Origin of the sequence: Paenibacillus sp. FSL P2-0322 (genome assembly GCF_037975315.1) — a bacterium.
GTDB classification, from domain to species: domain Bacteria; phylum Bacillota; class Bacilli; order Paenibacillales; family Paenibacillaceae; genus Paenibacillus; species Paenibacillus polymyxa_B.
This window is the reverse complement of the sequence record NZ_CP150243.1, coordinates 4154448-4181090: the sequence shown is the minus strand read 5'-3', so window position 1 is coordinate 4181090 and position 26643 is coordinate 4154448. Positions and strand designations below refer to the sequence as shown.

At 45.2% G+C, this 26643-nt stretch carries 24 protein-coding genes; 19 read left to right on the top strand and 5 right to left on the bottom strand.

Annotated elements, in window-relative coordinates; genetic code table 11:
* The first annotated feature begins 2 nt into the window (after positions 1-2).
* The 5 genes from MKY24_RS18370 (at position 3) to MKY24_RS18350 (ending at position 6996) form a co-directional block, all read left to right on the top strand.
* Complete coding sequence (locus MKY24_RS18370) at positions 3-1667, top strand: HAMP domain-containing methyl-accepting chemotaxis protein (RefSeq protein WP_023989576.1); 1665 nt, start codon at positions 3-5, stop codon at positions 1665-1667.
* Between the two features lie 206 nt (positions 1668-1873).
* Positions 1874-4315, top strand: coding sequence for an AraC family transcriptional regulator (locus MKY24_RS18365; protein ID WP_339200568.1), 2442 nt, complete (start codon positions 1874-1876; stop codon positions 4313-4315).
* A 129-nt stretch (positions 4316-4444) separates the two neighbouring features.
* Positions 4445-5452, top strand: coding sequence for a tripartite tricarboxylate transporter substrate binding protein (locus tag MKY24_RS18360; RefSeq protein WP_023989574.1), 1008 nt, complete (start codon positions 4445-4447; stop codon positions 5450-5452).
* A gap of 48 nt (positions 5453-5500) precedes the next feature.
* Positions 5501-6502: a 2-keto-3-deoxygluconate transporter gene (gene kdgT, locus MKY24_RS18355; RefSeq protein ID WP_339200567.1), complete on the top strand. Its 1002-nt coding sequence runs from the start codon at positions 5501-5503 to the stop codon at positions 6500-6502.
* 140 nt (positions 6503-6642) lie between these two features.
* Complete coding sequence (locus MKY24_RS18350) at positions 6643-6996, top strand: hypothetical protein (protein WP_013311244.1); 354 nt, start codon at positions 6643-6645, stop codon at positions 6994-6996.
* 82 nt (positions 6997-7078) lie between these two features.
* Here the strand turns inward: MKY24_RS18350 and MKY24_RS18345 are convergent, their stop codons facing one another.
* Both MKY24_RS18345 and fdhF read right to left on the bottom strand, forming a co-directional pair.
* A complete protein-coding gene (locus MKY24_RS18345) occupies positions 7079-7561 on the bottom strand; it encodes a DUF1641 domain-containing protein (protein WP_053325823.1) in 483 nt (160 codons plus the stop codon).
* A gap of 12 nt (positions 7562-7573) precedes the next feature.
* On the bottom strand, positions 7574-10516 hold the full coding sequence (gene fdhF / locus MKY24_RS18340; protein WP_069080354.1) for a formate dehydrogenase subunit alpha: 2943 nt from the start codon (positions 10514-10516) through the stop codon (positions 7574-7576).
* 641 nt (positions 10517-11157) lie between these two features.
* Between fdhF and moaA the strand changes: the two genes are divergently transcribed.
* The 8 genes from moaA (at position 11158) to MKY24_RS18300 (ending at position 18733) form a co-directional block, all read left to right on the top strand.
* Complete coding sequence (gene moaA / locus MKY24_RS18335) at positions 11158-12171, top strand: GTP 3',8-cyclase MoaA (RefSeq protein ID WP_076295488.1); 1014 nt, start codon at positions 11158-11160, stop codon at positions 12169-12171.
* A 40-nt stretch (positions 12172-12211) separates the two neighbouring features.
* Positions 12212-13024 (top strand): formate dehydrogenase accessory sulfurtransferase FdhD, encoded by an 813-nt coding sequence (gene fdhD, locus MKY24_RS18330; protein ID WP_023989569.1) that lies wholly within the window; start codon positions 12212-12214, stop codon positions 13022-13024.
* Between the two features lie 133 nt (positions 13025-13157).
* A complete protein-coding gene (locus MKY24_RS18325) occupies positions 13158-13406 on the top strand; it encodes a MoaD/ThiS family protein (RefSeq protein WP_028542528.1) in 249 nt (82 codons plus the stop codon).
* A gap of 55 nt (positions 13407-13461) precedes the next feature.
* Complete coding sequence (locus MKY24_RS18320) at positions 13462-14193, top strand: molybdenum cofactor biosynthesis protein MoaE (protein ID WP_075154520.1); 732 nt, start codon at positions 13462-13464, stop codon at positions 14191-14193.
* A gap of 63 nt (positions 14194-14256) precedes the next feature.
* Positions 14257-15336 (top strand): thiazole biosynthesis adenylyltransferase ThiF, encoded by a 1080-nt coding sequence (locus MKY24_RS18315; protein ID WP_023989566.1) that lies wholly within the window; start codon positions 14257-14259, stop codon positions 15334-15336.
* Positions 15337-15439: 103 nt separating this feature from the next.
* Positions 15440-16261 carry a molybdate ABC transporter substrate-binding protein gene (gene modA, locus MKY24_RS18310; RefSeq protein WP_023989565.1) on the top strand — a complete coding sequence of 274 codons (822 nt, stop codon included), beginning with the start codon at positions 15440-15442 and terminating at the stop codon, positions 16259-16261.
* A gap of 27 nt (positions 16262-16288) precedes the next feature.
* Positions 16289-16954: a molybdate ABC transporter permease subunit gene (gene modB / locus MKY24_RS18305; protein WP_023989564.1), complete on the top strand. Its 666-nt coding sequence runs from the start codon at positions 16289-16291 to the stop codon at positions 16952-16954.
* A 243-nt stretch (positions 16955-17197) separates the two neighbouring features.
* Positions 17198-18733 carry a right-handed parallel beta-helix repeat-containing protein gene (locus tag MKY24_RS18300; RefSeq protein ID WP_339200564.1) on the top strand — a complete coding sequence of 512 codons (1536 nt, stop codon included), beginning with the start codon at positions 17198-17200 and terminating at the stop codon, positions 18731-18733.
* Positions 18734-18967: 234 nt separating this feature from the next.
* Here MKY24_RS18300 and MKY24_RS18295 read toward each other — a convergent pair whose 3' ends face one another.
* On the bottom strand, positions 18968-20278 hold the full coding sequence (locus MKY24_RS18295) for an amidohydrolase family protein (protein ID WP_023989563.1): 1311 nt from the start codon (positions 20276-20278) through the stop codon (positions 18968-18970).
* A 156-nt stretch (positions 20279-20434) separates the two neighbouring features.
* Between MKY24_RS18295 and MKY24_RS18290 the strand changes: the two genes are divergently transcribed.
* Together MKY24_RS18290 and MKY24_RS18285 are read left to right on the top strand one after the other, a co-directional pair.
* The gene (locus MKY24_RS18290) at positions 20435-20863 is read left to right on the top strand and encodes a MarR family transcriptional regulator (RefSeq protein WP_023989562.1); all 429 of its coding nucleotides are present in this window, start codon (positions 20435-20437) and stop codon (positions 20861-20863) included.
* A 119-nt stretch (positions 20864-20982) separates the two neighbouring features.
* A complete protein-coding gene (locus tag MKY24_RS18285) occupies positions 20983-21330 on the top strand; it encodes a DUF2294 domain-containing protein (protein ID WP_013311231.1) in 348 nt (115 codons plus the stop codon).
* A 104-nt stretch (positions 21331-21434) separates the two neighbouring features.
* Here the strand turns inward: MKY24_RS18285 and MKY24_RS18280 are convergent, their stop codons facing one another.
* Positions 21435-21863 (bottom strand): DUF4395 domain-containing protein, encoded by a 429-nt coding sequence (locus MKY24_RS18280; RefSeq protein ID WP_023989561.1) that lies wholly within the window; start codon positions 21861-21863, stop codon positions 21435-21437.
* A gap of 247 nt (positions 21864-22110) precedes the next feature.
* Here MKY24_RS18280 and MKY24_RS18275 point away from each other — a divergent pair, with 247 nt between their 5' ends.
* Genes MKY24_RS18275 through MKY24_RS18265 form a run of 3 tightly spaced genes read left to right on the top strand, consistent with a single transcriptional unit; the run spans position 22111 to position 24144 of the window.
* Complete coding sequence (locus tag MKY24_RS18275; RefSeq protein WP_068942422.1) at positions 22111-22848, top strand: tRNA(His) guanylyltransferase Thg1 family protein; 738 nt, start codon at positions 22111-22113, stop codon at positions 22846-22848.
* Positions 22849-22850: 2 nt separating this feature from the next.
* Positions 22851-23303, top strand: a complete 453-nt coding sequence (locus MKY24_RS18270; protein WP_339200562.1) for an AAA family ATPase — start codon at positions 22851-22853, stop codon at positions 23301-23303.
* A 10-nt stretch (positions 23304-23313) separates the two neighbouring features.
* The gene (locus MKY24_RS18265; RefSeq protein ID WP_339200560.1) at positions 23314-24144 is read left to right on the top strand and encodes a siderophore biosynthesis protein; all 831 of its coding nucleotides are present in this window, start codon (positions 23314-23316) and stop codon (positions 24142-24144) included.
* A gap of 58 nt (positions 24145-24202) precedes the next feature.
* On the opposite strand, the gene MKY24_RS18260 is transcribed toward MKY24_RS18265, so the two are convergent.
* Positions 24203-24691 carry a hypothetical protein gene (locus tag MKY24_RS18260; protein ID WP_023989558.1) on the bottom strand — a complete coding sequence of 163 codons (489 nt, stop codon included), beginning with the start codon at positions 24689-24691 and terminating at the stop codon, positions 24203-24205.
* 306 nt (positions 24692-24997) lie between these two features.
* Here MKY24_RS18260 and MKY24_RS18255 point away from each other — a divergent pair, with 306 nt between their 5' ends.
* Complete coding sequence (locus MKY24_RS18255; RefSeq protein ID WP_339200559.1) at positions 24998-26479, top strand: Ig-like domain-containing protein; 1482 nt, start codon at positions 24998-25000, stop codon at positions 26477-26479.
* Positions 26480-26643: the final 164 nt, after the last annotated feature.

The following is a 26643-nucleotide window of genomic DNA, read 5'->3' as shown; positions in this document are numbered from 1 at the left end:
TGATGAAACTGCAAGGTAAACTGGTGCTGAACGCGATGATTTCCTTGATCGCTTGCCTGGCTTTAGTGGCTTATATCATTTTTGAATTAATTCGTATTAACTCGCAAAGTAGTAATCTGGTTCCGGCTATGTTGAATGTACAGCAGCTCAATGCCTATTTGATTCAGTCAGGGCAGGCACTGCAAAATTATTCAGCTTCCATGACGGAGAGCAACAAAGCCGATGTGCAAAATCAACTGACTCAGTCTGAAAAGACGATTGCATTGCTTTCACAGGGCATGATGCAAACCGAAGCGCAGCAAAAGCGACTGAATACGATTAAAACAAAATTCAGCCAATTGAAAGTAGCAACGGAGAAAGCCATGAGTACCCAAAACAGCCCGGAGTCCAAGCGGGAGGCCATGCGTGCCCAAGGGATTCAGAACGATGTATTTATGCTGGATCTGCTGACCAAGGCACGTTATGACCAATACACAGAAGATTTGACCAAGAGCATTCGTTTTACATGGCAATTGGCCTTGGCAGGTGCAGTTATACTTCTGGTGGCGGTTGGGCTATATAATACATATACATCCAGGCAGCTTGCCCTTAGAACACGCAAATTAACGGATGCCGCAAAGCAAATTGCTGAGGGAAATCTGACAGTGCAGCTTGCCCAAACCAAGGGACGCGATGAGCTGGACGAGCTCAATGAATCTTTCCGGGTGATGATCGGGAACTTGCGCAGCATTGTACTCTCCATTGATCAGGCGGGTAATCGTGTCGATCTGATGGCTCGGGATATTGATCAGCATAATGAGGCCATGAAGGAAATTGTGACACAAGTCAGCACGTCAACAGAGGAACTGGCAATAGGCAGTCAGAAAATTGCTGAGGATCTGTCGTCGACAGTTGGCGTTGTGGACGAGATGCAGCAGAAGTTTGAATCGAATCTACTGGAAACCACACAATCGACCGCGTATAGTGAGGATGCTTTGCGTGTCATTGAGCAGGGTACGCGGGTCATGAGCGATCAACTGCGTATTGTTGCAGAAAATCGTTCAGCCATGTCCGAAGTGGAGCAGACGGTCAAGGAGCTGGAGGCTAATGCAGTCGAGATTACAACCATGACTGGATATGTCTCCGAAATTGCCAGCCAAACATCGCTGTTGTCCTTGAATGCTTCTATTGAGGCTGCACGTGCAGGTGAAGCAGGAAAAGGTTTTGCTGTTGTTGCCAATGAAGTGAAAAAGCTGGCGAATCAATCAGAGTCTGCTGTAAAGAAAATTTATACCGCAGTTGACGGTATCACGCAGGCTATGGATAAGGTGAAGATTTCTGTGGCGCAAAGTCAGGAGCTGTTCCGTGAGCAGGAGAAGGCAACCTCCTCAACCGGCGAATCGTTTACAGAGATTAGTGGCAAAGTGCAGCAAATTGCCAGCCAAGTCAGCAAGTTATCAACGGACATGAATGTATCGCGAGAACTGAGCGTACAGGTACAGCAAGCTATCGAAAATATCAGCGCAATCACTCAGCAATCCGCCGCAGGCAGTGAAGAGATTACGGCTTCCACGGTAGAGCAGAAGCGTTCATTTGAGGAATCGGCTGAGAAGGTAAAAGAGCTTCGTCAGATTCGCGAGGAAATGCAGCGGGAGCTAGATCGTTTTCAGGTGGAAAAGACAAGCTAAAACCTGTGAAGCAAGTATCTGTTTTTGCTGAATAATGAATACAAGCAGTGCCAAAGAAGAAGTTCTACCTTGTACAGGGAGACTTCTTCTTTTTTATATGAATGTTGTTCCTTATATTAAGTTTGAATTACATAGGCAGGGAATTCCGACTCTTGCGTCAAATAGTAATAGGGAGAATATGTCACCAGTATATGGGTCAGAGGAAGATGGACAACGAAGTCCGGAAGGATGAAGTTACGGGAATGCTGCGACTTAAGCTTCGATTGATACTGAAAAATAAACAGACAAGATTGATTCTACTGCTTACTCTGTGCGTGTCGCTTGTGATTAGCGTGATCGGCTTGCTATCGTATTCAGGATACCGTGAAGGTTTGGATACCGAGCTGAACACACCCAATATAGAATTATTGCAAATCAATCTGGATGTGACCAATCGGGCTTTTCGTGAGTCTGATAACAAGGCGCTGGACGCAGCCTATCATCCGGATGTAGAGGCTTTTGTACGTGTCCAAACGGACGGGAAATCGCTGGAAGACAACGCCTCCGTCATAGATCGGCTTCAGAAATACTTGAAAACCCTTTCTTCGCACGAAGAAATTTATTCGGTTGAAGTTATTTCTTTGGACAATCATGCTCTCGTATCCAGCAATTATGGTTACATGCCTGATTGGAAGCAGGCACCGGATACCACATGGGTTCCCTGGATTCAGGACATTCAAAAAAAGCCGTTGTTGATTAAGCGGCGATGGTATGGCACTGATCGTGAGCAGGGGACGATAGAGTTGCTTTCGCTGGCCAGGCCCATAGTAAAGAATGGTCGGGTCATGGGTGCGGTGCTAATCAATCTGGATTACGATCGTTTTTTTTCCAAACTCTATATTCATTTATCCAACTCGCAATACGTGTATGATCTGGACGGCGAGTTGATCTATCCCAAGCTGAAATCGTCCTTACCCTTAAATGATATGGGCAGGATTTTGAAAGAGCTGGATGTGAGCCCCTATGCTTATGTGGAGATAGGGGACATGGAATATATGGCCAACCAAACCTTTTCAGATGTAACGGGCTGGCGTCTAGTATCGCTCGTTCCGATGGACAAGCTGCTGAAAAATGTAAAGCTGGCGCGCAATATGATGCTGTGGCTGGCCTTTATCTCCATACTGGCTGGGTGCTCAGCAGTTTACTATTACAATTATGCAGCTTTTCGCCCCATGAAAAAAATTAATAGCCTATTAAATTCGGGCAATAAGGGAACGCGCCAAGGAGGATTGTATGACCTGGAACCTGTGATTAGCAAACTGGTTGGAGAGTTTCACCGCAAATCATTGGTGGTAGAGCGAAGCCTGCCGGAGCTGCGTTCCAAATATATGGAAGATGTCATCCAGCGTAGAATGGGCATACAGGAAATGCGTATGAAATGGGAACAGTATTTTTCCGATTGGGACGGCCATTCTTTGTTTATCATGATCGTGTCCATCGACCGGTATTCTGCGTGGGCCGCAAGCTTTCCAGAAGAGGATAAAATGCTGCTCAAGTATGCGCTGAACAATATTTTGCTAGAGATGCTCGAACCTCACTGGAAAGCAGTATGCTCGCCGGAGGAGGAAAGTGGTTTTATTGTGCTGTTACAGTTCAGCGAGAGTTCGAATGAAGTTGGTACAGAGACTGACCTCCAAGAGAGCATTTTGCTTCAGAAAAGCGTGGATAGGCTGATTCAGGTTGTCGGTGAGTATCTTCCTTTGACTATTTCTATAGGGATTGGTCATATAGTCACGGATATTCAAGAGGCACGGGCGTCTTTTATAAAAGGAAAAGAGGCCCTTAATTTGCGTTTGTATGAGGGGTATGGACGTTCATATACGAATATAGACAGCAGCATAAGTGTGAAAAAGGATAACACAGTGGATGAACAGTCAAAGGAGCAGATTCAGGATTCAACATTGCTGGACAATCGGCGTGTGGAAATGATTCGTGCCCTGGAGTCACAGGAACCTGGTGCAAGTGTAAAGCTAATCAGCCACTGGGTAGAAGAACTTCGACTCCACAGAACATCCCCAGCCCAGGTCTACTTGTTTGTTCATGAATTGCTGGAAGATTTGCTAAAATGGTGTACCACTCAGAGTGTGACGCCGCCGGATCAGCTTGCTGATTACCACTGGAATCAGATTCTGACACTAGACCTTCAAGACATTGAGGTATTGCTGGTCATTATGTTGACTGATATCGAAGAAAAATGGCACGGTCGCATTCAGTCCAAAGATTTTGTGCGTGTACAAGAGATGATCGAATATATGGAACATCATTTGCATTTGAACATCGGGCTTCAGGAAATTGCGGATCATGTTCACATGAGCGTGTCCTCGGTGAGCAGCATGTTCAAGGAAGAAACGGGGACCACCGTTTACGATTATTTGACTGGATTACGCGTAAAAAAGGCATGCACATTACTATGTGAAACCCATTTGAAAATCGGTGAAATTGCAGAACAGGTCGGATACCGAAATGAGAACAGCTTTATTCGGGTATTCCGCAAGCACAAACAAGTGACCCCAGGGAAATTCAGACAAATCAGCAAATCTTCCAATGAATATGCAGATCGGTCAAAAGGCCGATACTTTGGCGAAATAGAAGATAAATACGAAGATTAAGCGATAGCTGTAGCCCTCCACGTTGCGGTACATTGACTTCATGTAAACGCAAACAACAAGACCGAAAACGTTGGAGGTGAAAACGGGCGCATGACGGGCCCAGTTCATTTTTGGAGAAGAGGAAACATAATGAAGAAAAAGCCATGGCAAAAATATGTGCTGGTTGCGGCGGGAGTAGCTATGCTTTCTGCCTTGAGTATCAGTGAATATGTGGATCACCGCACCCTGCAGGATCACAGCCGTATATTTCCTACGAAGCCAATAACACTCGTCGTTCCTTATGCGGCTGGAGGCGGTACAGATATTACCGCGAGAGCGTTGGCGAAAGCCGCCGAAAAGCATCTCGGTCAGCCGATAATCGTCGTTAATCGAACGGGGGGAGGCGGTTCTGTCGGGCTGATGGAAGGGGCTGAGGCGCAGGCGGACGGTTATACCGTAACGTATCTGGTCGCTGAGCTGACTACGTTGCCTCATTTGGGACTGCTACCGCTCACCTATGAGCGATTTAAGCCGCTGCTTCAAACCAATATGGACCCTTCCGCCATTACGGTCCGGGCGGATGCACCATGGAAGACAGCGGAGGCATTTCTGGAGGATGCTGGGGCCCATCCCGGCAAGCTCAAAATGGGGAATGCAGGCACGGGGAGCATATGGCACCTTGCTGCCGCAATGCTGGAGCAGAAAAGCGGAGTCCGCTTTACCCATATCCCTTATGAGGGAGCAGGCCCAGCCGTCTCCGCTTTGATGAGCGGATTCGTGGATGCTGTACCCGTCAGTCCCGCAGAAGTGAAGAAATACGTGGACGAAGGGAAACTTCGCATACTGGCGATCCAGGCAGACACTATTTCGGAAGCGTTTCCAAAAGTGCCGACACTACAGCAAGCCACTGGGCTGCGTGTACATTTTATCGGCACTTGGAGAGGGTTGGCTGTACCCAAGGATACACCGGATGAAGTTGCTCAAACGCTGACGGATGCACTGATCAAGGGGACGAAAGACGAGGAATTCAGGGAGGAAATGCGTAAGCATGGGTTGGGATTGCGTGTCCAGGATGCAGAGGCATTCGCGCAGCAACTGAAGGAGAGTCATGATACCTTCGCAAGACTGATTCCCGAGCTCGGCTTGAGCCGCAAGTAATACGGCCTTGTTTTTGCATTGGCAAAAACGAAAGGATTGAACGAAGTAATGAAAATCAAACAAAACATTGATAAAATTCCAGGGGGCATTATGCTGGTGCCGCTGTTTATTGGCGCACTTTTTCATACATTTACTCCATGGGCAGGCGACTATTTTGGATCTTTTACCAAGGGGCTGATGACAGGTACGGTACCCATTTTAGCAGTGTGGTTTTTTTGTATGGGTGCTTCTATAGATGTGCGAGCGACGGGTACTGTATTGCGTAAATCAGGAACGCTCGTATTGACTAAAATCGCGGTTGCGTGGGTAGTGGCGATCATTGCATCCAGATTGCTGCCTATTGGTGGTGTAGAAAGTGGACTATTTGCAGGTTTGTCGGTGCTGGCGCTGATCTCGGCTATGGATATGACTAACGGCGGGTTATACGCCTCCATTATGCAGCAGTATGGCTCCAAGGAAGAGGCAGGAGCATTTGTACTGATGTCACTGGAATCGGGTCCGTTGGTGACCATGATTATTTTGGGTAGCACTGGGCTGGCCGTTTTTGAACCGCAGACATTTGTGGGGGCGGTATTACCATTTTTGGTCGGCTTTATGTTGGGCAATCTGGATCATGATTTCCGAAAATATTTTGGGAACGCAACGCAAGCTTTGATTCCATTTTTCGGTTTTGCACTTGGTTGTTCCATTGACCTGAGTGTCATTGTCCAGACAGGTATGCTTGGTATTTTATTGGGTATTTTTGTCATTATCATTACAGGTATTCCACTGATTCTGGCGGACAAATATATCGGTGGTGGCAACGGTACAGCAGGAATTGCAGCCTCTAGTACAGCAGGAGCAGCAGTAGCCAATCCAGTCATTGTCGCCAATATCAAGCCTGAGTTCCTGCCTGTTGCGCAATCTGCAACGGCCTTAGTTGCTGCTTCGGTCATTGTGACCTCGATTTTGGTACCTATTCTGACGGCATACTGGGCCAATTATATGAAGCGTAAGGGGAAATCCCAAGGAACAGGGCCTGTAAATCCAGGTGTGAATGTGCCTAAATAAAGTTTGGATGATGATGCTCTCAACTTATGGACCTTTCCATTACCCGGGAAATGCTTTTGCAGTTATACCTTCAATCCTAACATTACAAAACTTGTCCTAAAACGCTTCTGCAAACATACATATGTAAGCAGAGGAGCGTGATGGGATTGGAAAACAAGGTGCGTCGCTACTACCAGTTAAAGCAAAAGCAAAAAGAAATTGAAGGTGAACTGACTGATTTGCGTAATGACATTACCGCTCATTGTGCACAGCAGGAAGTATCAGATTGGGAAATTGGCAACTACCGAGTCAAGATTATACAGCAGCACCGCAAGGAATACGATCATACAAAGCTGTATGATTCACTGCCTGATCCGCAGCTATGGCGCTTGTTTTCCAAGCCGGATACGTCGAAGATTGCCAGTTTGCTTAAGCTCAAGGTCATCGCAGAGGAGCAAATAAAAGATGCCGTTTCTCTTAAAACGGTGACGCTATTGCAGGTGGATAAAAAATAAATAAAAAGAGCTGCCCCCGTTTTCGGAGCCAGCTCTTTTTATTGTCTGTTGTTACTAGTCTTCCAACTTCACGCTCTATGAGTTATTTATCAGACAAACTTTTTCCCACTCCTTTGAGAAAATGAATGCCAAATCCCATTGCCCGGTTTACATCTGGATCATTCATTGCCTTCATAAGATCGCGCAGACGAGTCTTTTTATTCTGCTTTAGATGTTCTTCGGCTTCGTTCAGGCCATTGGTAACGCTATTTGTCAGCTTTTTCATCAGCTCGGGGTCTACCTCAGACAGCATCCCTGCTGCTCCCATGAGATTATTGATGATGTTCGTCACAGGCTTACGCGTCGCTTGTCCTACAGCGATTTTGACGATGCTTTCTTTGGCTTTTAGCATAGACTGAGCTGCTTCGAGAAGACCACTGTCGTGCAGCTCGCGTACGATTTCAAGCGTCTTCTGCAATGCCGCCCCATTGTCCGCCAGATCAGCAGTAAGCTGATCCAGCGATTGTTTTTGCCGTTCTTCTTCTGTCAGAACGCGTTTTCTCACAATTGAAATAGGCTTAGCCACGGCTTGACCTCCTTATTTTTGATCCACTAAATCGACATAACCGGGACGGTTCCACTTACGGTCCACTTCAACCCCATTTTGCGGATGACGTTTTTTGTAACGCGGATTGATACGTGGTAGTGGATTTTGACCGTCTACCTCCAAAATTTGCATCCGTACTTTGGCTTGTTTATAGGCCGGTGTACGGGTGACCACATCGAACGCTCCACCAGTTAACAGATTGACCGCACCATCATGGCTGGTAGAGTGCATTGGCACATAAATTTCAGTTCCCTGCACGCGGTCTGTAACCAGAACGCGTAGCTTGACCGCACCATAAGGGGATTCCAATCGAACCAGCGATCCATTAGTGATTCCGCGCTCCTCAGCCAATTCAGGGGACACTTCCACAAATACTTTTGGAAGTTTGAGCTGAATACCCGCTGATTTGGTCGTCATATTTCCTTCATGAAACTGTTCGAGCAGTCGACCATTATTTAAGGTCAAATCGAATTCAACGGGGTACTCTTTCGGTGGTACATATTCGAAAAGTCCCAAACGCGCTTTTTTATCCGGAAAGTTAAAGCCGTTGCTGTGCAGCAACGGTGTATTGCTACCATCCGGCGATCCCCAGTGGAAGCTATTCCAGCCTTCCAAAACGTCATAATTACATTGGGAGAAAAATGGAGTGAGCGACGCCATTTCCTCAAAAATTTCACTTGGATGGCTGTAATCCCAATCAAATCCCATATGCTTGGCAAATTGGCTGAAAATCCACCAATCTGGTTTGCTGTCTCCTAGAGGGCGGAGTGCTTCATATAGACGCTGAACACGACGTTCGGTGTTCGTAAAGGTTCCGTCTTTTTCGAGTGAAGGTACGGCTGGCAAAATAACGTCAGCGAATTCAGCTGTCTTGCTCAGAAATACATCCTGAACGACAAGGAAATCCAAGTTCGCCAGCATTTCTTGGGTATGGTTGGAGTCGGCATCCACCCATGCCATCTCTTCTCCAGCGATATACATCGCTTTGAGCTTACCTGTTTCAATGGCTTCCAGCATCTGAATGTTGTCCAGTCCGCGTTGACCTGGAATTTGTACGCCGTAGGCCGCTTCAAACTTGGCACGAATGACATCGTTCGTCACGGGCTGATAGCCCGGGAAAATATCCGGCATCGTACCCATATCGGCAGCACCCTGAACATTGTTATGTCCGCGAAGCGGATATGCGCCTGCACCCGGACGCATAAAGTTTCCAGTCACCAGCAGCAGGTTGGCAATTGCAATCGAAGTGTAAGAGCCTGCGATGTTTTGCGTCACACCCATGCCCCAACAAATGGCAGTGCCGTCGGCTTCGTGAATCAAAGTCGCTACCTCAATCAGTGTCTCTTTGGAAATACCAGTTTCCTGTTCGGCAAATTCCAGGGTGAAACGCTCTAGCAACTTCAAATATTCAGGATAGAAGTTTACATGCTCTTCAATGAATTTTGCATCATGCCAGTTTTGCTCAATGATGTATTTGGCTACAGCGGATAACCATACATAATCAGTACCTTGCTTCGGACGAATGAACAGATCTGCGCGTTCTGCCATTTCATGCTTGCGCAGGTCGACCGAGATCAACTTTTGACCGTGCAGCTTATGCGCACGTTTGATACGAGTAGCCAGCACTGGATGTCCTTCTCCCGGCGCGCAACCGACCAGCATGACCAAACCTGCTTTGGCAATGTCTTTAATCGTACCGCTGTCCCCACCGATGCCTCCGGTGTATTGCAGCCCCCATGACGCAGGAGATTGGCAATACCGTGAGCAATTATCGACGTTATTCGTTTGGAAGACCTGACGAGCCAACTTCTGCATCAAATAGTTTTCTTCATTGGTAAATTTGGACGAAGAAATAAAGCCGAGTGCCTCACCGCCGTAAGTTTCTTGAATAGCTCCCATTTTGCTGGCCATCAGGCTCAAGGCTTCTTCCCAGGTTGCTTCCACAAATTCGTCACCTTGACGAATTAAAGGGGAGGTCAGACGCTGATCACTGTTCACAAAATCCCAGCCAAATTTCCCTTTTACGCATGTCGAGATACCGTTAACAGGTCCCTCAGAGGTAGGTTGTACCTTCAAAATTTTGCGGTCTTTGGTCCAAACTTCAAAGCTGCAACCTACACCGCAAAACGTACAGACGGTTTTCGTTTTTTTCGTACGGGTTTCACGCATCGCTGCTTCGGCTTCGGAAATAGCAAAAATCCCACTATAGCCCGGCTCCACTTCCTTTATTAAATCCACCATCGGATTTAATAAATCCTTGTTCATGCCACTCATGAAGCCTGCTTCTCCCAGCATGGATTTCTCCATCAAGGCATTGCATGGGCAGACGGTTACACACTGACCGCAGCTAACGCAGGAGGAATCGTTAATCGCAACCCTGTCGTCCCATATGACGCGAGGGCGTTCAGCTTCCCAGTCAAGGGAGAGCGTTTCATTGACCTGAAGGTTTTGGCATACCTCTACGCACTGGCCGCATGCAATACATTGATTGGGGTCATATCGATAGAAAGGATGAGACATATCTACTTCTGTCGGGTCAACTTTCGGTTGATACGGATATTTTTGATGTTCAATTTCCATTAGCTCTGCTGTATTATGCAAAGTACAATTACCGTTGTTGTTATCGCACACTGTGCAGTAGAGGAGATGATTTTCCAGCAATCGGTCCATAGCCTCGGTTTGAGCTGCTTTCGCGCGATCCGAATGTAAATGAATATTCATTCCATCGGAAGCCAGTGTCGAGCAGGAACGCATAAGTTTTCCGTCCACTTCCACGATACATGTGTCACAGGTACGGATCGGATCGACTTCGGGAACGTAACACAGCTGGGGATGGGCGATGTTGTTTTCGTTAATCACTTCAAGAATCGTTGCGCTGTTCTTCGTTTTCAGTTCCTGTCCGTTTAATGTAATTTTGATCGCACTATCAGTCACGGTTCAGGCTCCTTTCAGATTTTAAATTTAAAAATTAGGAATAAAAAAACTCCACCATAAACACAAGTGCTCGTGTTCCAGCACTTGTGTTTATGGTGGAGTAGTGACCAAGCTCTAGGTCCTGGAGGCCAATCCGCCATTTGAATATGTATTAATAACAAACAGTACGCACCGTCTGTATATCAATAACTTCTGAATAACTTAGATATGTCATTTTCTGCATGTCATCTCGTGTAACTATAACGTAAAATTTAAGATAGTTCAACGGTACATTATTAATTTTTTAATTGATAATGATTATCGTCTGAGAAATCGAAAAATCATTGACAAACGTTCCAGGATTGCTAACAATAGGAATGTAACCTATTTCAGAGCAATCGTAAATGGAGTGTACGTGGGAATCGCGTATATTTTATTTGTCGCAGCGCTTGTTAGTTTGATTTTTCTATATCACATGATGTGGGATTCGTAAAATCCTGATGTAGATAAATTAACCGGCATTTAGCAGATTCTTCGATATTCATAAGCGAAGAAGTTGTTGTGATGCCGGTTTTTTTGGTTCAGTATAAAATGAATGGAAATACCGTTCCAATTTAGAGTGTAAAGAGTTTTATTAATGAAGACGGATTGAGGTGAACAGGATGGCGAACCGGAGCGACGATCAATGGAATCGTCCGTTACGGGACTTAAGAATATCCGTCATAGACCGATGTAATTTTCGGTGCCGATATTGTATGCCGGAAGAAATATTTGGCCATGACTATCCGTTTTTGCCAAAAGAAAAAATATTGACCTTTGAGGAAATTACGCGCCTTTCCCGTATTTTTGTCTCGCTGGGTGTTACGAAGCTGCGCATTACTGGTGGTGAGCCGTTGCTGAGGAAAAATTTATCCTCGCTTATTCATTCGTTAACTCAACTCGATGGGGTTGAGGATATTGCAATGACGACAAACGGCGTATTTTTGCCTAAATATGCTGTAGCACTGCGAGAGGCGGGACTAAAGAGAGTGACGGTTAGTCTGGATTCGCTCGATGATGATCGGTTCCGCCAAATGAACGGGGGCAGAAGCAGTGTAAAGGCGGTGCTGGATGGTATTGAGGCTGCGGCTCAAGCAGGGATGCAGGTGAAAATAAACATGGTCGTGCAAAAGGGCTTTAACGATCAGGATATTGTTCCCATGGCCGATTATTTCCAAAAGAGAAAGCATATTTTACGTTTTGTTGAGTTTATGGATGTAGGCAACACCAATGGCTGGAAATTGGATCAGGTCGTTTCCAAGCAGCAGATCATCGAAGCCATTCACGAGCATATGCCGTTAGAGCCTGTCCCACCCCAGTACAAAGGTGAGGTGGCGACGCGCTACAGGTATCAGGACAGAGACGGGGAAATCGGCATTATTTCGTCTGTTACGGACGCCTTCTGCTCCACATGTACACGAGCGAGAATTTCTGCTGAAGGCTCCTTGTACACGTGCCTGTTTGCCTCGCAAGGGTACAAGCTTCGCGCGATGCTGCGTTCTGAACAGTCCGATGACGAGATTAGAGCTTACATTGAGCGTGTTTGGAGAGAACGTACCGATCGCTATTCAGAGGAACGGCTGAATCATACACAGCAAGCAACATCTAAAATTGAAATGTCACACATCGGCGGGTGAGCCGAAGAGCCAGCCTGTCAGAAACAAGGGAGTGGAGCACATGGAAAAGCCAGCTGAGGTAAAACGTGAGATTCTACGTTATCGTGACGGTCAGATCAAGCGTTTTGAAGACACTGTGGTGACGGAGCATCCGGTGACCATCAAAATCAATCAGCAGGAATTTGCTACCATGGTTTGTACACCGGAGTATGTGGAGGATATGGCGGTAGGTTTTTTGGCCTCTGAAGGCGTCATTCAACGGTACGATGATATCGAAGATATTTGGGTTCAGGAAAAAGAAGGTTTTGTTCATATTAAAACCCGTCGAATGAATGAGTTTTATCAAAACTTTCATTCCAAACGGTACATTACCTCCTGCTGCGGAAAAAGTAGACAGGGCTTTTATTTTATGAATGATGCCAAAGTGGCAAAAAGAATGAATGACACCCATGTTACGCTGTCCTTTGACGATTGCTTCCGCTTGATGAATTTAATGCAAAGCTCGGCACTTACGTTCCAACAGACCGGTGGTGTTCATAATGCAGCGTTGTGCGATAAAGACGGGATGATCCTGTCCAGAATAGATATCGGCCGACACAATGCGCTGGATAAAATCTATGGACATTGCTTAAAACATGATATTGTATTACAAGACAAAATCATAGTATTCAGCGGACGCATTTCGTCTGAAATTTTGTTGAAGGTTGCGAAGATTGGCTGTGAAGTTGTTTTGTCCAAGTCAGCTCCTACAGAGCTTGCACTTGAGTTGGCTGAGGATCTGGGGATTACGACCGTCGGCTTTATACGCAGTCGTTCTCTGAATGTGTATACGCATACTGAACGGATTGATGAACTGGTCGAATCTAAAATATAATATAAAAATCTACAATGTACACCGTCATAGTTAACCAGCATGGAATAAAACCTTTCGGGGTATTCATTCATGTTGGTTTTTCTTGGTACATATGTGGTGGACATTCACTGTACTGAAAAGGAGGGCATGTTAAATGAACTATCATATTCAAGTATTTGCCGGACTTGCGGAACAGATGGGAGGGCCTATAATTATGGTGCCTACTGAGCAAGAAACGATGACCGTTGCCGCGTTAAAAGACTTGCTATCCGAGTGTTTCCCTGAATCGGCAGCTCAGTTGCAGGGTTCTTTTGTTGCCAGAAATCAAGCCTACGCCGCTCCTGAGGACCTCGTGAGTATATATGATGAGATTGCGATTATTCCTCCGGTTTCAGGAGGGTAAATTCTATTATATAGATAGATGAATTCGATAGAATAGGTGCAAGGGGGCAGATCATATGCAATACCGTATTCAGCTATTCGCAGGTATGGCGGAGCAACTTGGTGATGTGATCACGGTAGAACTTTCACATGAAACGGTGACCATGGCAGACATTCGAAAAAGGCTGAATGAGCTGTACCCGGAAGTGACTTCACAACTGCCAGGTTCTTTTTTTACCCATCATAAAAAGCTGGCTTCTCCAGATGAACTTGTGCTTCCATCAGATGCAATTGCTCTTCATCAGTCAGCACCCGGGATGGAGACGGTCGTTTCAAAATGTGGTTTATTTGCCATTACGTACGACCCGATTGATGCCGATGAAGTAACCTCAAAGGTGCTCGACCCTTCTCATGGCGCCTCGCTGACCTTTAATGGTACGACTCGGGAATTCACGCAAGGTCAGCGAACGGTGCTGCTTGAATATGAGGCGTATGTCCCGATGGCCATGAACACGATGAAGCAGATTGGTGACGAAATTGCAGAGCGTTGGCCTTCTACACGTACTGCGATTACACATCGGCTTGGCACGGTCAGAATTGGAGAGACGAGTGTGGTGATTGCTGTCTCTGCTGCACACCGCGATACTTGCTACGAAGCCAGCCGCCATGCCATTGAACAGTTAAAGCAAATCGTACCGATTTGGAAAAAGGAAGTGTGGGAGGACGGCTCAGAATGGAAGGGGCATCAGCTGGGTGGCTGGAATCCTCAAAATACCCCAAAGCTTTCGAATAAGGACGAGGACATCTGAAGCTTTTAGCTTGTCTGATCAACTTGTAGCTATCAATGGATAAGTATGGAGGGTAAACCAACGATGTCAGAAATGGACAAAATCCAGAAAATAGAAGTTGCTGCACAAGCACATGCGCATGCGTCTCATGCCCGTTATTCTAGACAGGAATTATTCTCGAAAATTGGACCGACAGGCCAGCAAAATATCCGTAGTAAGCACGTGCTGATGGTGGGGGCCGGCGCACTGGGCACTGCCAATGCTGACATGCTGGTGCGAGCGGGCATCGGACGGCTGACGTTGGTAGACCGCGATTATGTAGATTGGAGCAATTTGCAGCGCCAACAGCTCTATGACGAAGCGGATGCCCGTGATCAGATCCCCAAGGCAGTGGCCGCGCAGAAGCGATTGCAGCAAATCAATTCGGACGTGGACATTCGTGCGCTAGTCCGGGACGTCTCGCTAGATGAAATCGACGATATCGCAGCAGGGGTGGATCTCATCGTAGATGCCACCGACAATTTCGATACACGTCTGCTTATGAACGATTATGCGGTCAAGCATCGAATCCCTTGGATTTACGGGGCGTGTGTGGGCAGCTATGGGACAACCTTTACCATCGTGCCAGGGCAGACACCGTGCCTGCATTGCCTGCTCGGAACCGTACCGCTCGGCGGTGCGACCTGTGATACGGTCGGTGTGATTAGCCCGGCTGTACAGATGGTGGCGGCTTATCAAAGCGCCGAGGCATTGAAGCTGCTCACCGGGAACGAATCAGCCTTACAGGGTAAGCTGATTTCCTTCGATCTGTGGAACAATCAGCATCAGGCGATCCAAATCAGCGCCATGAAGAAAGCTGATTGTCCAACATGTGGTGAGTACCCTGTGTATCCTTTTTTACAATCGGAGCATCAGGCTAAAACGGCTGTCTTGTGCGGACGAGATACGGTTCAAATCCGCCCGGCCCCGGGTACTGTACGTGATCTGAATGAAGCGGCACGTTTGTTATCCCGTCAGGGGGGCAAAGTGGAGCATAATCCATACCTGGTATCCGTTGTTATCGGAACGCATCGAATTGTTCTTTTTCAGGATGGACGCGTCTTAATTCATGGCACGAAGGACATCGCTGAGGCGAGATCGATTTATCACAAATATTTGGGTTGACCCAATAGATTCGAACCGTTATGAGATGTACAATGTTTTCTTATTTTCGCCATCACATTTTCGTCATCTCATTTTGGAATTTATAGGATAGGGGAAGAACAAATTGAAAAAGAAATTTGGGTACATATTCACGTTCGTTGGATTGTTGGCATGGGTTCTGGCGGGGTGCTCGTCTCCGGCTGCTGTACAGTCGGCACAGTCTGCACCCAAGACAGAACTAGTCGTATCTGCCGCTGCAAGTCTTCAAGATAGTCTGAATACGCTCAAGGACCAGTATGAGAAACAGCACCCAGATATCAAACTTACCTTTAACTACGCTTCATCTGGTACATTACAAAAACAAATTGAACAAGGCGCACCCGCTGACGTATTTATTTCGGCGGGCATGAAGCAAATGAAGGCATTAACGGATGCTTCATTGGTGGAAAAGGATAACGTGTTGCTTCAAAATAAACTGGTTGTGGTTGTTCCACAAGATAAGGCGAAAAGCACAGATAACAAAAGCATTACGCTCAATGACTTGATGGGTCCTTCTTACCTGAAAGTGGCTGTTGGGGAGCCTACTACCGTTCCCGCCGGACAGTATTCCAAAGAATCGTTAACGAAGGCTGGACTATGGGACAAGCTGGAACCTAAGATGGTATTCGCCAAGGACGTAAGACAGGTATTAAATTATGTTGAAACAGGCAACGCCGATGCAGGACTCGTCTATCTGACGGATGCCAAATCATCTGATAAAACGGTCATAGCACTGGAAGTGCCTGAGGAATTGCATGCACCCATCCTGTATCCTGAAGGCATTGTAAAAGCAACCAAACACAGCCAGGAAGCAGGCGAGTTTCTTAATTTTCTACGGACAGATGAAGCTATGAGTGTGTTCAGTAAAGATGGATTTTCAGCCCCTACAGAAATGGCGGGAAAATAGAATTCACAGATAAAGGAGGGGGTTCCGTTGGATTGGTCAGCTTTTCTTCCTCCGGTTATCGTATCTGTTAAAGTTGCTGTCGTCGCCAGCATCATCGTCTTTTTATTAGCTACTGTGGTAGCGCGGATGATGGCGAACTGCACGCCGCGGAGGGGAACCAGCGTGATTGAGACCGTCCTACTTCTTCCGCTCGTTTTGCCTCCCACTGTTGTCGGCTTTATTTTGCTCATCTTGCTGGGAAGGAAAAGCTGGATTGGCACTGCCTTCGAAAGCTTGTTCCAGCAGACGATTGTATTTACATGGGGAGCTGCAGTGGTGGCGGCCGTAGTTGTTGCTTTTCCACTGGCTTACCGTACCATTAAAGCAGGTTTTGAAGCTGTAGACCCAGAGGTAGAGGAGGCTGCACGTGCGCAAGGTGCCAACGAATGGCAAGTGTTTCGCCACATTACGATGCCCCTTGCCTACCGACCACTCATTTCAGGATACATTCTCGGATTTGCCCGAGGGTTAGGAGAATTTGGCGCTACGCTGATGCTTGCGGGTAATATTCCTGAACAGACCCAAACCCTGCCTACAGCGATTTACACCGCGTCCGAGGTCGGAAATATGACACTCTCTTGGAGCTGGGTAGCTGTCATCATTTTATTCTCTTTTATTATGTTGATGCTTTCTAATCGACTGGTAAAGGATTAGTCCGTTGGAGTAAGAACATGCGTAGTCTGCCGATAGGGCAGCTGCGGCAACGTCAGCAGCTTAGATCACCAAGAAACCCTGCGATTACTAAAACGCAGGGTTTCTTGTTTCTTTCGACAGCGATTACGGTGACCTCCCGGTCCTTGGTATGGCGCATTAGGTTGCACTAATGGCCGATGCTATAGAACAGATTTAGTGGAATTATGGTACAATTTACAAGAAAAATAAAGGGGGATGAGGAACATGAAGAAATTCGGGCAAATGTTTCTGGTAGGTTTAGCCATGGTTTTCGGGCTTGGTCTGGTGGCCGGAAATGTGCAACCTCCCGTCGCTTCCGCGGCCGGTACAGAATATTATGTGGCCACGAGCGGCAGCGACTCTAACGCCGGAACGAACGATGCGCCGTGGAAGACGTTGCAGCATGCGGCCGACGTGGCTCCTGCGGGCAGCACGGTTTACGTCCGGGGCGGCGTGTACAAGCAGAAAGTAAAGATTACCCGCTCTGGCTCCGCTTCGCAGGGTCCAATTGTGTTCACCAACTATGGGACAGAGACCGCCATTATTGATGGCAGCGGACTTTCGGTCAGCGGGAACGAAGGGCTGATCGAACTGGCCGATGTCAATCACGTTACCGTTCAGGGGTTTGAAATCCGTAATTTTACCACTGCTTCCAAGAACACAGTGCCCGTAGGTATTTATGTCCACGGTTCGGGCGGCTTCATTAATCTGTCCAACAACAAAATCCATGACATCAAAAACACGGTCACCCCGACCGGCAAAGATCGGCTGGGCCGGGACGCTCACGGTATCGCTGTTTATGGCACGAAAGCTCCGGCTTCGATTCACGACCTTACGATCAGCGGTAATGAGCTGTACAATCTCGTGCTGGGCTCCAGCGAATCGCTCGTTTTAAACGGCAACGTGGACGGCTTTGCGGTGACCGACAACCTCATTCACGATAATGACAACATCGGGATTGATCTGATCGGTTTTGAGGGAACTGCGCCGAATACTGCTTACGATCAGGCGCGAAACGGGCTAGTGAAGGGCAACCGGGTGTACAATAATTCTGTTCAAAATAACCCATCTTACAAGAGCGATGACAACTCGGCCGGTGGTATTTATGTGGATGGAGGCAAGGACAGTATTATCGAGCAGAATTACAGCTACAACAACGACATCGGCGTCGAAATGGCCTCTGAGCATGCCGGCAAAGCCACCAGCAATATTACAGTCCGCAGCAACGTGATATATAACAACCGGCTGACTGGTATTGCCATGGGCGGTTACAATGAGGAGCGCGGCTCAACGGTAAACTGCAAGATCGTGAACAATACGCTATACAAGAACGATACATTTGACGACGGAAGCGGCCAGCTTTTGGTTCAGTACGATACGCGAAACAATGTGATCAAAAACAATATTTTCGTGGCCAGCTCCACAGATATGCTGATCTCCAATGGATACACCAAAAATTCCGGCAATGTTGTGGATTATAACTTATACTTTGCTCCGAGCGGCAGTTCGGAAGCTAACTGGATCTGGAAAAATAAAGAGTATACGGGATTCTCCGCGTACAAATCGGGGACCGGCAACGATACGCATTCTCTGTTTGCCGATCCTAAATTCGTGAATGCCGCGAACAGCGACTTCCATTTGCAGTCTTCGTCACCGGCGATCGATGCCGGGAACACGGACCGTGCCATCATTGGAACACTGGATATTGACGGGAAGCCCAGAGTACAGGGAGCCGCGGTGAACATCGGTGCCTACGAGTAAGCCTTATATTTTATGACTAGTGCATAGCGAATCTATGTGGGGCCGCTGCTTGTACGTTTTTACAATGTTCCTTGCAATTAAAACACCTTCAAAGAGAATCCCCATGTCGTAAGATATGAGGATAAACTTTGGAGGTGTTTTTGCGTTGGCAACAAGATTAAGCTATCCTCGGAAAGTAAAAATGGAAGTCGTACAAATGAGATTAGATGGTTGTTTCTGTTCGAGAGGCTCTGATTAACATAGTTGTTGTACACCTTTGAACCATACGGACTTGATCGACAAGGTATCCGAGATGTTGGTTGTCGGATCACCGTTTACTAGTATAAGGTCAGCGAGCGCACCTTCGGTAATACAGCCGCGATCGTAAAGCCCAAAGCAACGGGCCGGTTTCGCAGTAGCCGACTGAAGCGCTTCTATGGGAGTAAATCCGGCCTCAACCAGCAATTGCATTTCATGATGAACGCTGGCTCCATGAGCAAGACCGCCAAGATTGGGAACAGGAACGGGGGCGACATCCGTCCCGACCAGAATATCCACACCGGCACGGTGAAGATCCATCACATTTTTAAAGCTATTCTCCAAATTGCCTTGCGGGAAAGTATGGAAGCTTGAGTTCAAAATATCGATCCATTCTGGACTTAATTTGGAATAAACACGTGAATCATTCGCCAATTCTGATGCCGGATTTCCCAGAATGGATGAGTTCAATACTAAGCACGGTATAACAAATGCGCCTGAATCCGCTATGGATTTCACCAACTCGGATGTGCATTCGGGCCTGTCGAGAAATAAGTGACCCAATCCGTCGACTCCCATATCGATGGCGGTTTGCGAAGAATCAGCCGTCAAGACGTGGGCTATGACAATTTTATCGAATTTATGGGCTTCTGCCACGGCTGCTTTTAAAATCTCGTCGCTTAAAATAGGTAGTCCAGGGGCACCCAAGACCGTCCCTTCTTCAATCATGATTTTAATATAGTCGGCGCCACTCTCCACCTGGGTATGCACATGTTTGATCGCTTCTTCCACTGTCGTCACTTGGGGCACCTCTTCGTGATCGTGAGCGTAGGCGGCTAGCATAGCTTCCCGGTCTTCCTTAGGTAACTTCTCCAATTCCTTTAATACGAACTCCGGAATTTCATCCTCATCCTGCAATAATTCATCCGGATGACCACCTGGAGCAGTGATCGCTGTGCCGGCAGAACGGACTTCGGCGACGTCATTCACGTTTTTCAACTGGATCTTGCGCCCTCTTTCTGTAAAACTGCCGTTCATTTCGAGTTCTGTCGTGACGCCGAATTTTAAAGCATCTCGTAACCCACCGATTGAAGTGTGGACATGCGCATCAATCAGGCCGGGCAATAATGTCGCATTTTCCCCATCGATGATCGTTGCATGTGTCGGAAGGTCTCCGCCTACCGAAATAATGGTTTCCCCATGGATGACAACATTTCTGGGCTCAATAACTTTTTCACCATCGAAAATACGTACATTCGTAATCGCTGTAACTTTTTCTACCGTAGAGCTTTGAGTTACATTCTTCATGTCGTTCCTCCTTAGTGTTCAATCTTAAACACTTAGAATTCTAACTATTAGTTTTATAACTGTCAATAAACTAATTTTCATTTGACAAACAGTTTAGAGATTTATATAGTTTATTTACTGACAATTAGACTTCTAATAATTTGAGGAGATATGATTATGAAAACCCAAAAGGATACGGTTTATCTGGATTTGTTTCAGATTATTGGTCTTAAGTTAAAGAAAAGAGCGGACGAGAGCATAAAAGAGTTGGGATTAAATGCTCAACAAGGAAAAATGATTAAATATATCTACGAGAATCAAGAAAATGATTTAATTCAGAAGGATCTTGCCGATCGGTTTCATCTGCGCGGAGCCAGCATTACAAGCATACTTCAAGGTCTTGAGCAAAAAGGATTCATCGAGCGCAAAATCCCGGCCAATAATGAACGGCAAAAAAATATTTATGTTTTACCAAAAGCCATTGAATTGATTGAAGCTTTTAGTGACTCTTTCCAAAAGGTGGAGGACGAAATTGTTCAAGCCCTGACCGAAGAGGAGAAGCGAATTTTAGAGGAAATGTTAATCAAAATTAATGAACGCTTATAATTGCAGATAAAATCATGTTCCAAAAATCACTTTCGCTAGTCTCTGTTTTATATGATAGGAATCGGTTATGATGGAAATAGTAATAGGGATTTTAGTAGATTTTAGGAGAGCGGTGCGATATGAGAAGGGAAACGGGTTTTAACGAAATTATTCGAAAAGTACGTAAAGAGCTGTTTGGGAAAGGCCCGGAACGCATACATACGACCTTTGTAGATAATATGGCTATCACGATGCTGTATGGAAATTTAACCCCATCTGAAAAGTTTCTTGCACAAGAAGAATCCGGGAAAGAGATGGTGCATGCAGCCCGAACCAAAATGGTTCAAAAAATATATCCCACACACTTCAATAAAGAACTGGAGGATTACATGGATTCCCGGCTGCTGCACCTCTTTTCAGATATTAAAGTGGAGGAAGATATAGCCATCTCCGTTTTTGTATTTGAAGATAATATTACTGCAAAATAAAAAGAAGGCGGAACCGACATAGCATCCATATTGTCGGAGAGTTCGGCTGCACCTTCGATTTAATTAACGATGTCCTAATGGAATGAAAAGAGAGCTGTTTCTGTTTACACGTTTTTTCTTCTTCGATATTGATATTGGGACCATTGGTAGAGAACAAAACATCCTATGCAAAAACCAAGGATAGCCACCAAGGCCGCCACCAGGACCATGGCCGAGAATACATAAGCGACAATACTCCACTGGAGCATAAATCCTACCCAAGCGACCAACAGAAAAAAGACGGCAAGAAGCTGATTAAACCTTTGCTGCTCTCGGTCCTCCTGCACATACGAGGAGGGGCTTTTCTTCAAGAAAAGCTTGGCTATCCGCATTACTGGATTGAAGTTAAAAAGGACGCCGAGCAACCCCGCGATAAGAGGAATAACTAGCACCCCATATCCCCCTGTAATCCAAGTAAAAACTACAGATAAAACAATTACCCATTGATTAGCCCTGACTAACGGACGCGGAATGGAAGATGGATTTTGGCTCATATATATCATCCTTTTCATATCGGAATAAAGTAAAAACTGAAATTATTATAGCCTAACATTTGGAGAATAGATACCAAGAAAAAATGAAAGACTCTGCAAGTCCATCTGCTAAGTTTTTTTGTCTTTCTTAATTCCTAGCGATGTATCAGCCAATTTGTTACAATTCTTATATATGTCAATTGGGGAAGATAGACATTGTTTTACTCTATGTGCAAATCACGGATCATGAAAGGAACCTACATAGTTTATGAAAAGAAATGATTTTGGAAATAGGATGAAGGAATATGAAAATGCCTATAGATTAAGCCTACCACGCCGTTTACCCGTAATCATCAGAATTGATGGTGCGCATTTTCATACCTTTACACGTGGGATGACGAAACCTTTTGATGAGAAACTAATTTTTGCATTATGGGAGACGTGTAAATATTTGGCCTATAACATTATGGGATGTAAACTGGTGTATCATCAGAGCGATGAAATTTCATTGCTTCTTACGAATTATGACAAATTAACGACGCAATCCTGGTTTGAAAATAATCTTCAAAAGATGGTGTCCATATCTGCTTCTCTGGCTACAGCCAAATTTAATGAGGAAATCCAAAAGGTTTACCCAGGTCAGCCTTTAGCCACTTTTGATGCAAGAGCATGGGTCTTGCCCCAGGATGAGGTTACAAACTACTTTCTATGGAGACAGCAAGATGCTACTAAAAACAGCATTTCTATGGTGGCTCAAGCCCATTTCAGGCATTCAGAATTAGAAGGATTGAACGGAAATCAGCTACAAGACAAGCTTTTTGTGGAAAAAGGGCTAAACTGGAACGATATTCCAGTCTGGCAAAAGCGGGGAATTTGCATTACCAAACAACAGTACAACAAAGGCGAAGCCGTCAGAAGCAAGTGGGATGTTGATCATGAGACACCGATTTTTTCACAGAATAGAGATTATATTAACCAATATGTATACTTGGACAAGGATGTGTAGATTTGGAGTGTGTCATTTTTATAGGAATTCAGGCTTCGGGCAAGTCGACATTTTATAAAGAACATTTCTTCAAAACACATATGCGAATAAACCTTGATATGCTTAAAACACGGAATAGGGAAAATATTTATCTACAAGCCTCCATCGAAACCATGCAGCGCTTTGTTGTAGACAATACAAATGCCACTGTTATAGAACGAAAGAAATATATAGATGCTTGTAAAAATAAGGGGTTTAAAATTATTGGCTACTATTTTGAGCCCGATTTTGCAGAATCTATTAAGCGTAATGAGCAGCGCACAGGCAAAGAGTATATTCCTGAAATCGGTATTAAAAGTGTAATGAGTAAACTAGAGGTCCCAAGCTACGAAGAAGGATTTGATGAACTCTATAGTGTGATTTCCATTGAAGGAACGTTTCAGATCAAAAGGCTACCGGAAAACTATACAATATAGGGGGAGTATCATGAACATACCAGAGAGATTTATCAAACGGTTTCCAGCATATGAGGACGTATTTATTGGTAATCTTGAACATCATCGCAAGCACTTTCTGCCGATTTGCTCGATTAATCTTCAGTTTTTATTCCCGGAGCAGGACGAGTGGCTGCATTTTGTTTCCGTAAAAGAAATACACGAAGGCTGTGTGGGTGAAAATACTCAGCAATTTCATACCTCATATACCAAGGAAGATATGCTGGGTTTCGATGTAATTGACGGCAAATACAAATTTGAAGCGGACTGGAATTATTTTAGCCTTCATCAGAAAGAGCAATTGGAAGCCACCTATGAAGCGCTGAAATCTACCGGGGATAAAGCGTACCTACGTATGAAGAGAGAAGTTATGGCGTTGGACGGACTGGAACAGGTGTATATGGCTAATGAACAAGACTACCAAGCTCGCAAAGCATTTTTCCTGGAAAACAATAAAATTTATCCATATTCCTCCTTTGGGGAGGCCCAAAAGCCTGTGGAAGAGCTCACCCGTGATTTTGAGGAAAAGCAATCCAGCGGTTGGGGGCTGAGTTTCCCTGAAGTTAATGGAATTTTGGATGATATCGCTTTTCAGTCTGACAAGGCTCAAAGTTACATCAAGGAATATGACGAATCTCTGGAAGAGATGCTCCAATTCGAGCAAACCAACCTGCTTCATGTACCTAAATGTCCCAATGGTGAGACTTTTGCCTATATCGGTTCCATTACCGGGTATTATTTTCAAGCGTGTGGGGCGGATACCGTCTATTTATTTTACGACCAAGAATTAAGTAAAGCGGTAATTTGCTTCGAATATTCATAAGTGAGGATTTTGCAAAATCCTGAAGTATAAAAAAACTCCCATAAAGGGAGTTTTTTATTTATTTCTTATTCATCTCCACATCATGCTCTTTAGCAAGTGTGTTGACTTGTTCACCAAAATCTCTGAATAGCTTTCTACCTTCGCTGAGCTTGGTGTTACTTTCATTGACTAAGTTCAGATCCTGTTTATCCAACGCATCGAGCATCTTAATGAAGGCTTCCTTTTGAGTACTAGCGGCCTTGATGTAGGTTTCGTGGACGGCTCTTACCTCAGGAGTTTCCGTCTTTACAGCTTCTAACTTATCAACAAATTTGGTGTATTCCGGGATGATATCGTCTTTTAAAGCATTATATAGTGTAACATCATCTGTAAAGTTATCTCCAGTCACAGCTTCATACTTATCAGTAACTGCTTTTTCATCTTGTGCCAAAGGAAGCATTCCATCATTTACATACGTGATTAAATCTTTTTTTATCGGATCGGTAGAGCAGGCTGCCAAAATGGAGAAGCAACATAATACTAACATAAACACGCTAAGTTTTTTCATCTGTATTCCCCTTTTTTATGTATGTTATGGGTAATTCGATTTATTTAATAGTCTCAAAGAACTATCCATATTATTTGATTATATCGTATAAATAAGAGAATGGTAGGATTTTTATGGTAAAATAGTGTCAAAATTAAGTTGATTAACCTAAACCTATTCACATGGAATTACAAATAAGAATTTTTTAAGAAGTATATTCCATTTGAACCAGAATTACTTTATGATAGAAAAGGACATCCTAGAATTTCCCTGTATATATTTGGGGAATGGTTGATTTTTTTAATACATTTGAGAGGAGATTTCAGTATGCAAAGATTTAAAAAGGTGGTTTCAGTTACACTAAGCTCAATGCTCCTGCTTTCATTCGGTATGACGGCGAACGCGAGTGCAAGCCCAGAGGTGAAGACGGATCAAACGATTCAAACAGTTTCCAATGTGCAGCTAACAACTGATAAGGAAAGTGTTATTGAACAATTAACACGCGCGGACAAGCCTGCCAGTATCACAGATTCGGTGTACACCATTACAGAAAATATTAACTTGGCGACACCACAGAAATCTGTATTGAAAAAGAGAGTTACCCCTTCGCTCAAAGCCAGTGCAAACTCAGTATCATCTAAAGCCGCAGCGACCGTAGCGACGGCGTCCACTGCTACATATTCCGGTACGGTTACAGAAGAGGGAGGCACACAGTTTTTATATCCGATCTATTTGCAGCCGGGTGAATTGTTACAGGCTCAGTTGGATGGTCCATTTTCAGCCCAGCTTGACTATGACTTATACCTGTATGAGTTTGATATGGCGACAGGCGATATTAATTCCAATCCCATAGACGTTTCCAACTACGGGAATTATGTTAACAATTATGAGCAAGGAGCTGCTTCTCTTCCTGAAAACGTAGGAGCTCGCAACTCGATCGGAGCTGAAAAGGCTTACGCGCTTGCGGTTCATGCCAAGAAGGGGGCTAGCATCAATGACCTTTTCTATTTAACTGTAGCTGTAAGCTCCAACTATGATGCCTATGAGCCGGATGACAGTGCCTTTCATGCTTATAATTTTACGGTTAACGACAAAGGCTCCTCGATTAACTTCCGCACCATCCATTCCGCTAAAGACAACGATTGGTATCAAGTTACAGTGCCGGCCAGTCGTAATTATGATGCATTAAATGTGAAGCTGGACAGCACTTCGGAAAGCTATGGGTACAAAGCGGAAGTATATGCAGCTCTTACTGGCAATCAAATGGTGCTTCTACCGCAAACCAATCATAATGTTACCCTAAACACAGGGATCTACTATGTACGAGTGCACAGCACAAGTCAGTATTCAGCCGACCATTTGTATACACTATCGATTAAACCAGTGCTTCGAGCTGGCAAAATTGAAATTACCGGCTATAACTCCAATGGCTATTATGATTATCCGACATATTCTTACGGTCGTCATTATCGTATTAACGGAGGCAGCAGTCTGATCGTGAACGGTGTTGTGAAAACAACAGATGGTCAACTGGTTCCCAATGCTCCTGTCACGGTCGTATGGCTGGATAAGAACTGGACCGAGAGCAGCGGTAACCGTACGAGAACGGCTTCTACGTACACCGATGATAGCGGTAAATTCAGTGTGACCCTTTCTCTTCCACAATCGACAGGAAAAAATGTAGATTATATAAGTGAAATTGGTTCCACACACTACTATGATCTTACAGGAGTTGCCGCTCAGGTCGATGGAACTTCGATTAGTGCGACGGACATTGTTTATCTGTTTGCTTATAGCTTGAGAAATTAAGATATGCTTTAATGTAGTTTTGATTCATGAGAGTCGCTTTTTTTGAATGGTTAGCTGAGGCTTTCCATTTCTGAAAGAGCGACTTTTCATGTTTATTCACCAAGAATAAGAAAATGGTCTTGTTTTCATAGATTACAAATAGAAATTGTTTTGCATAATATATT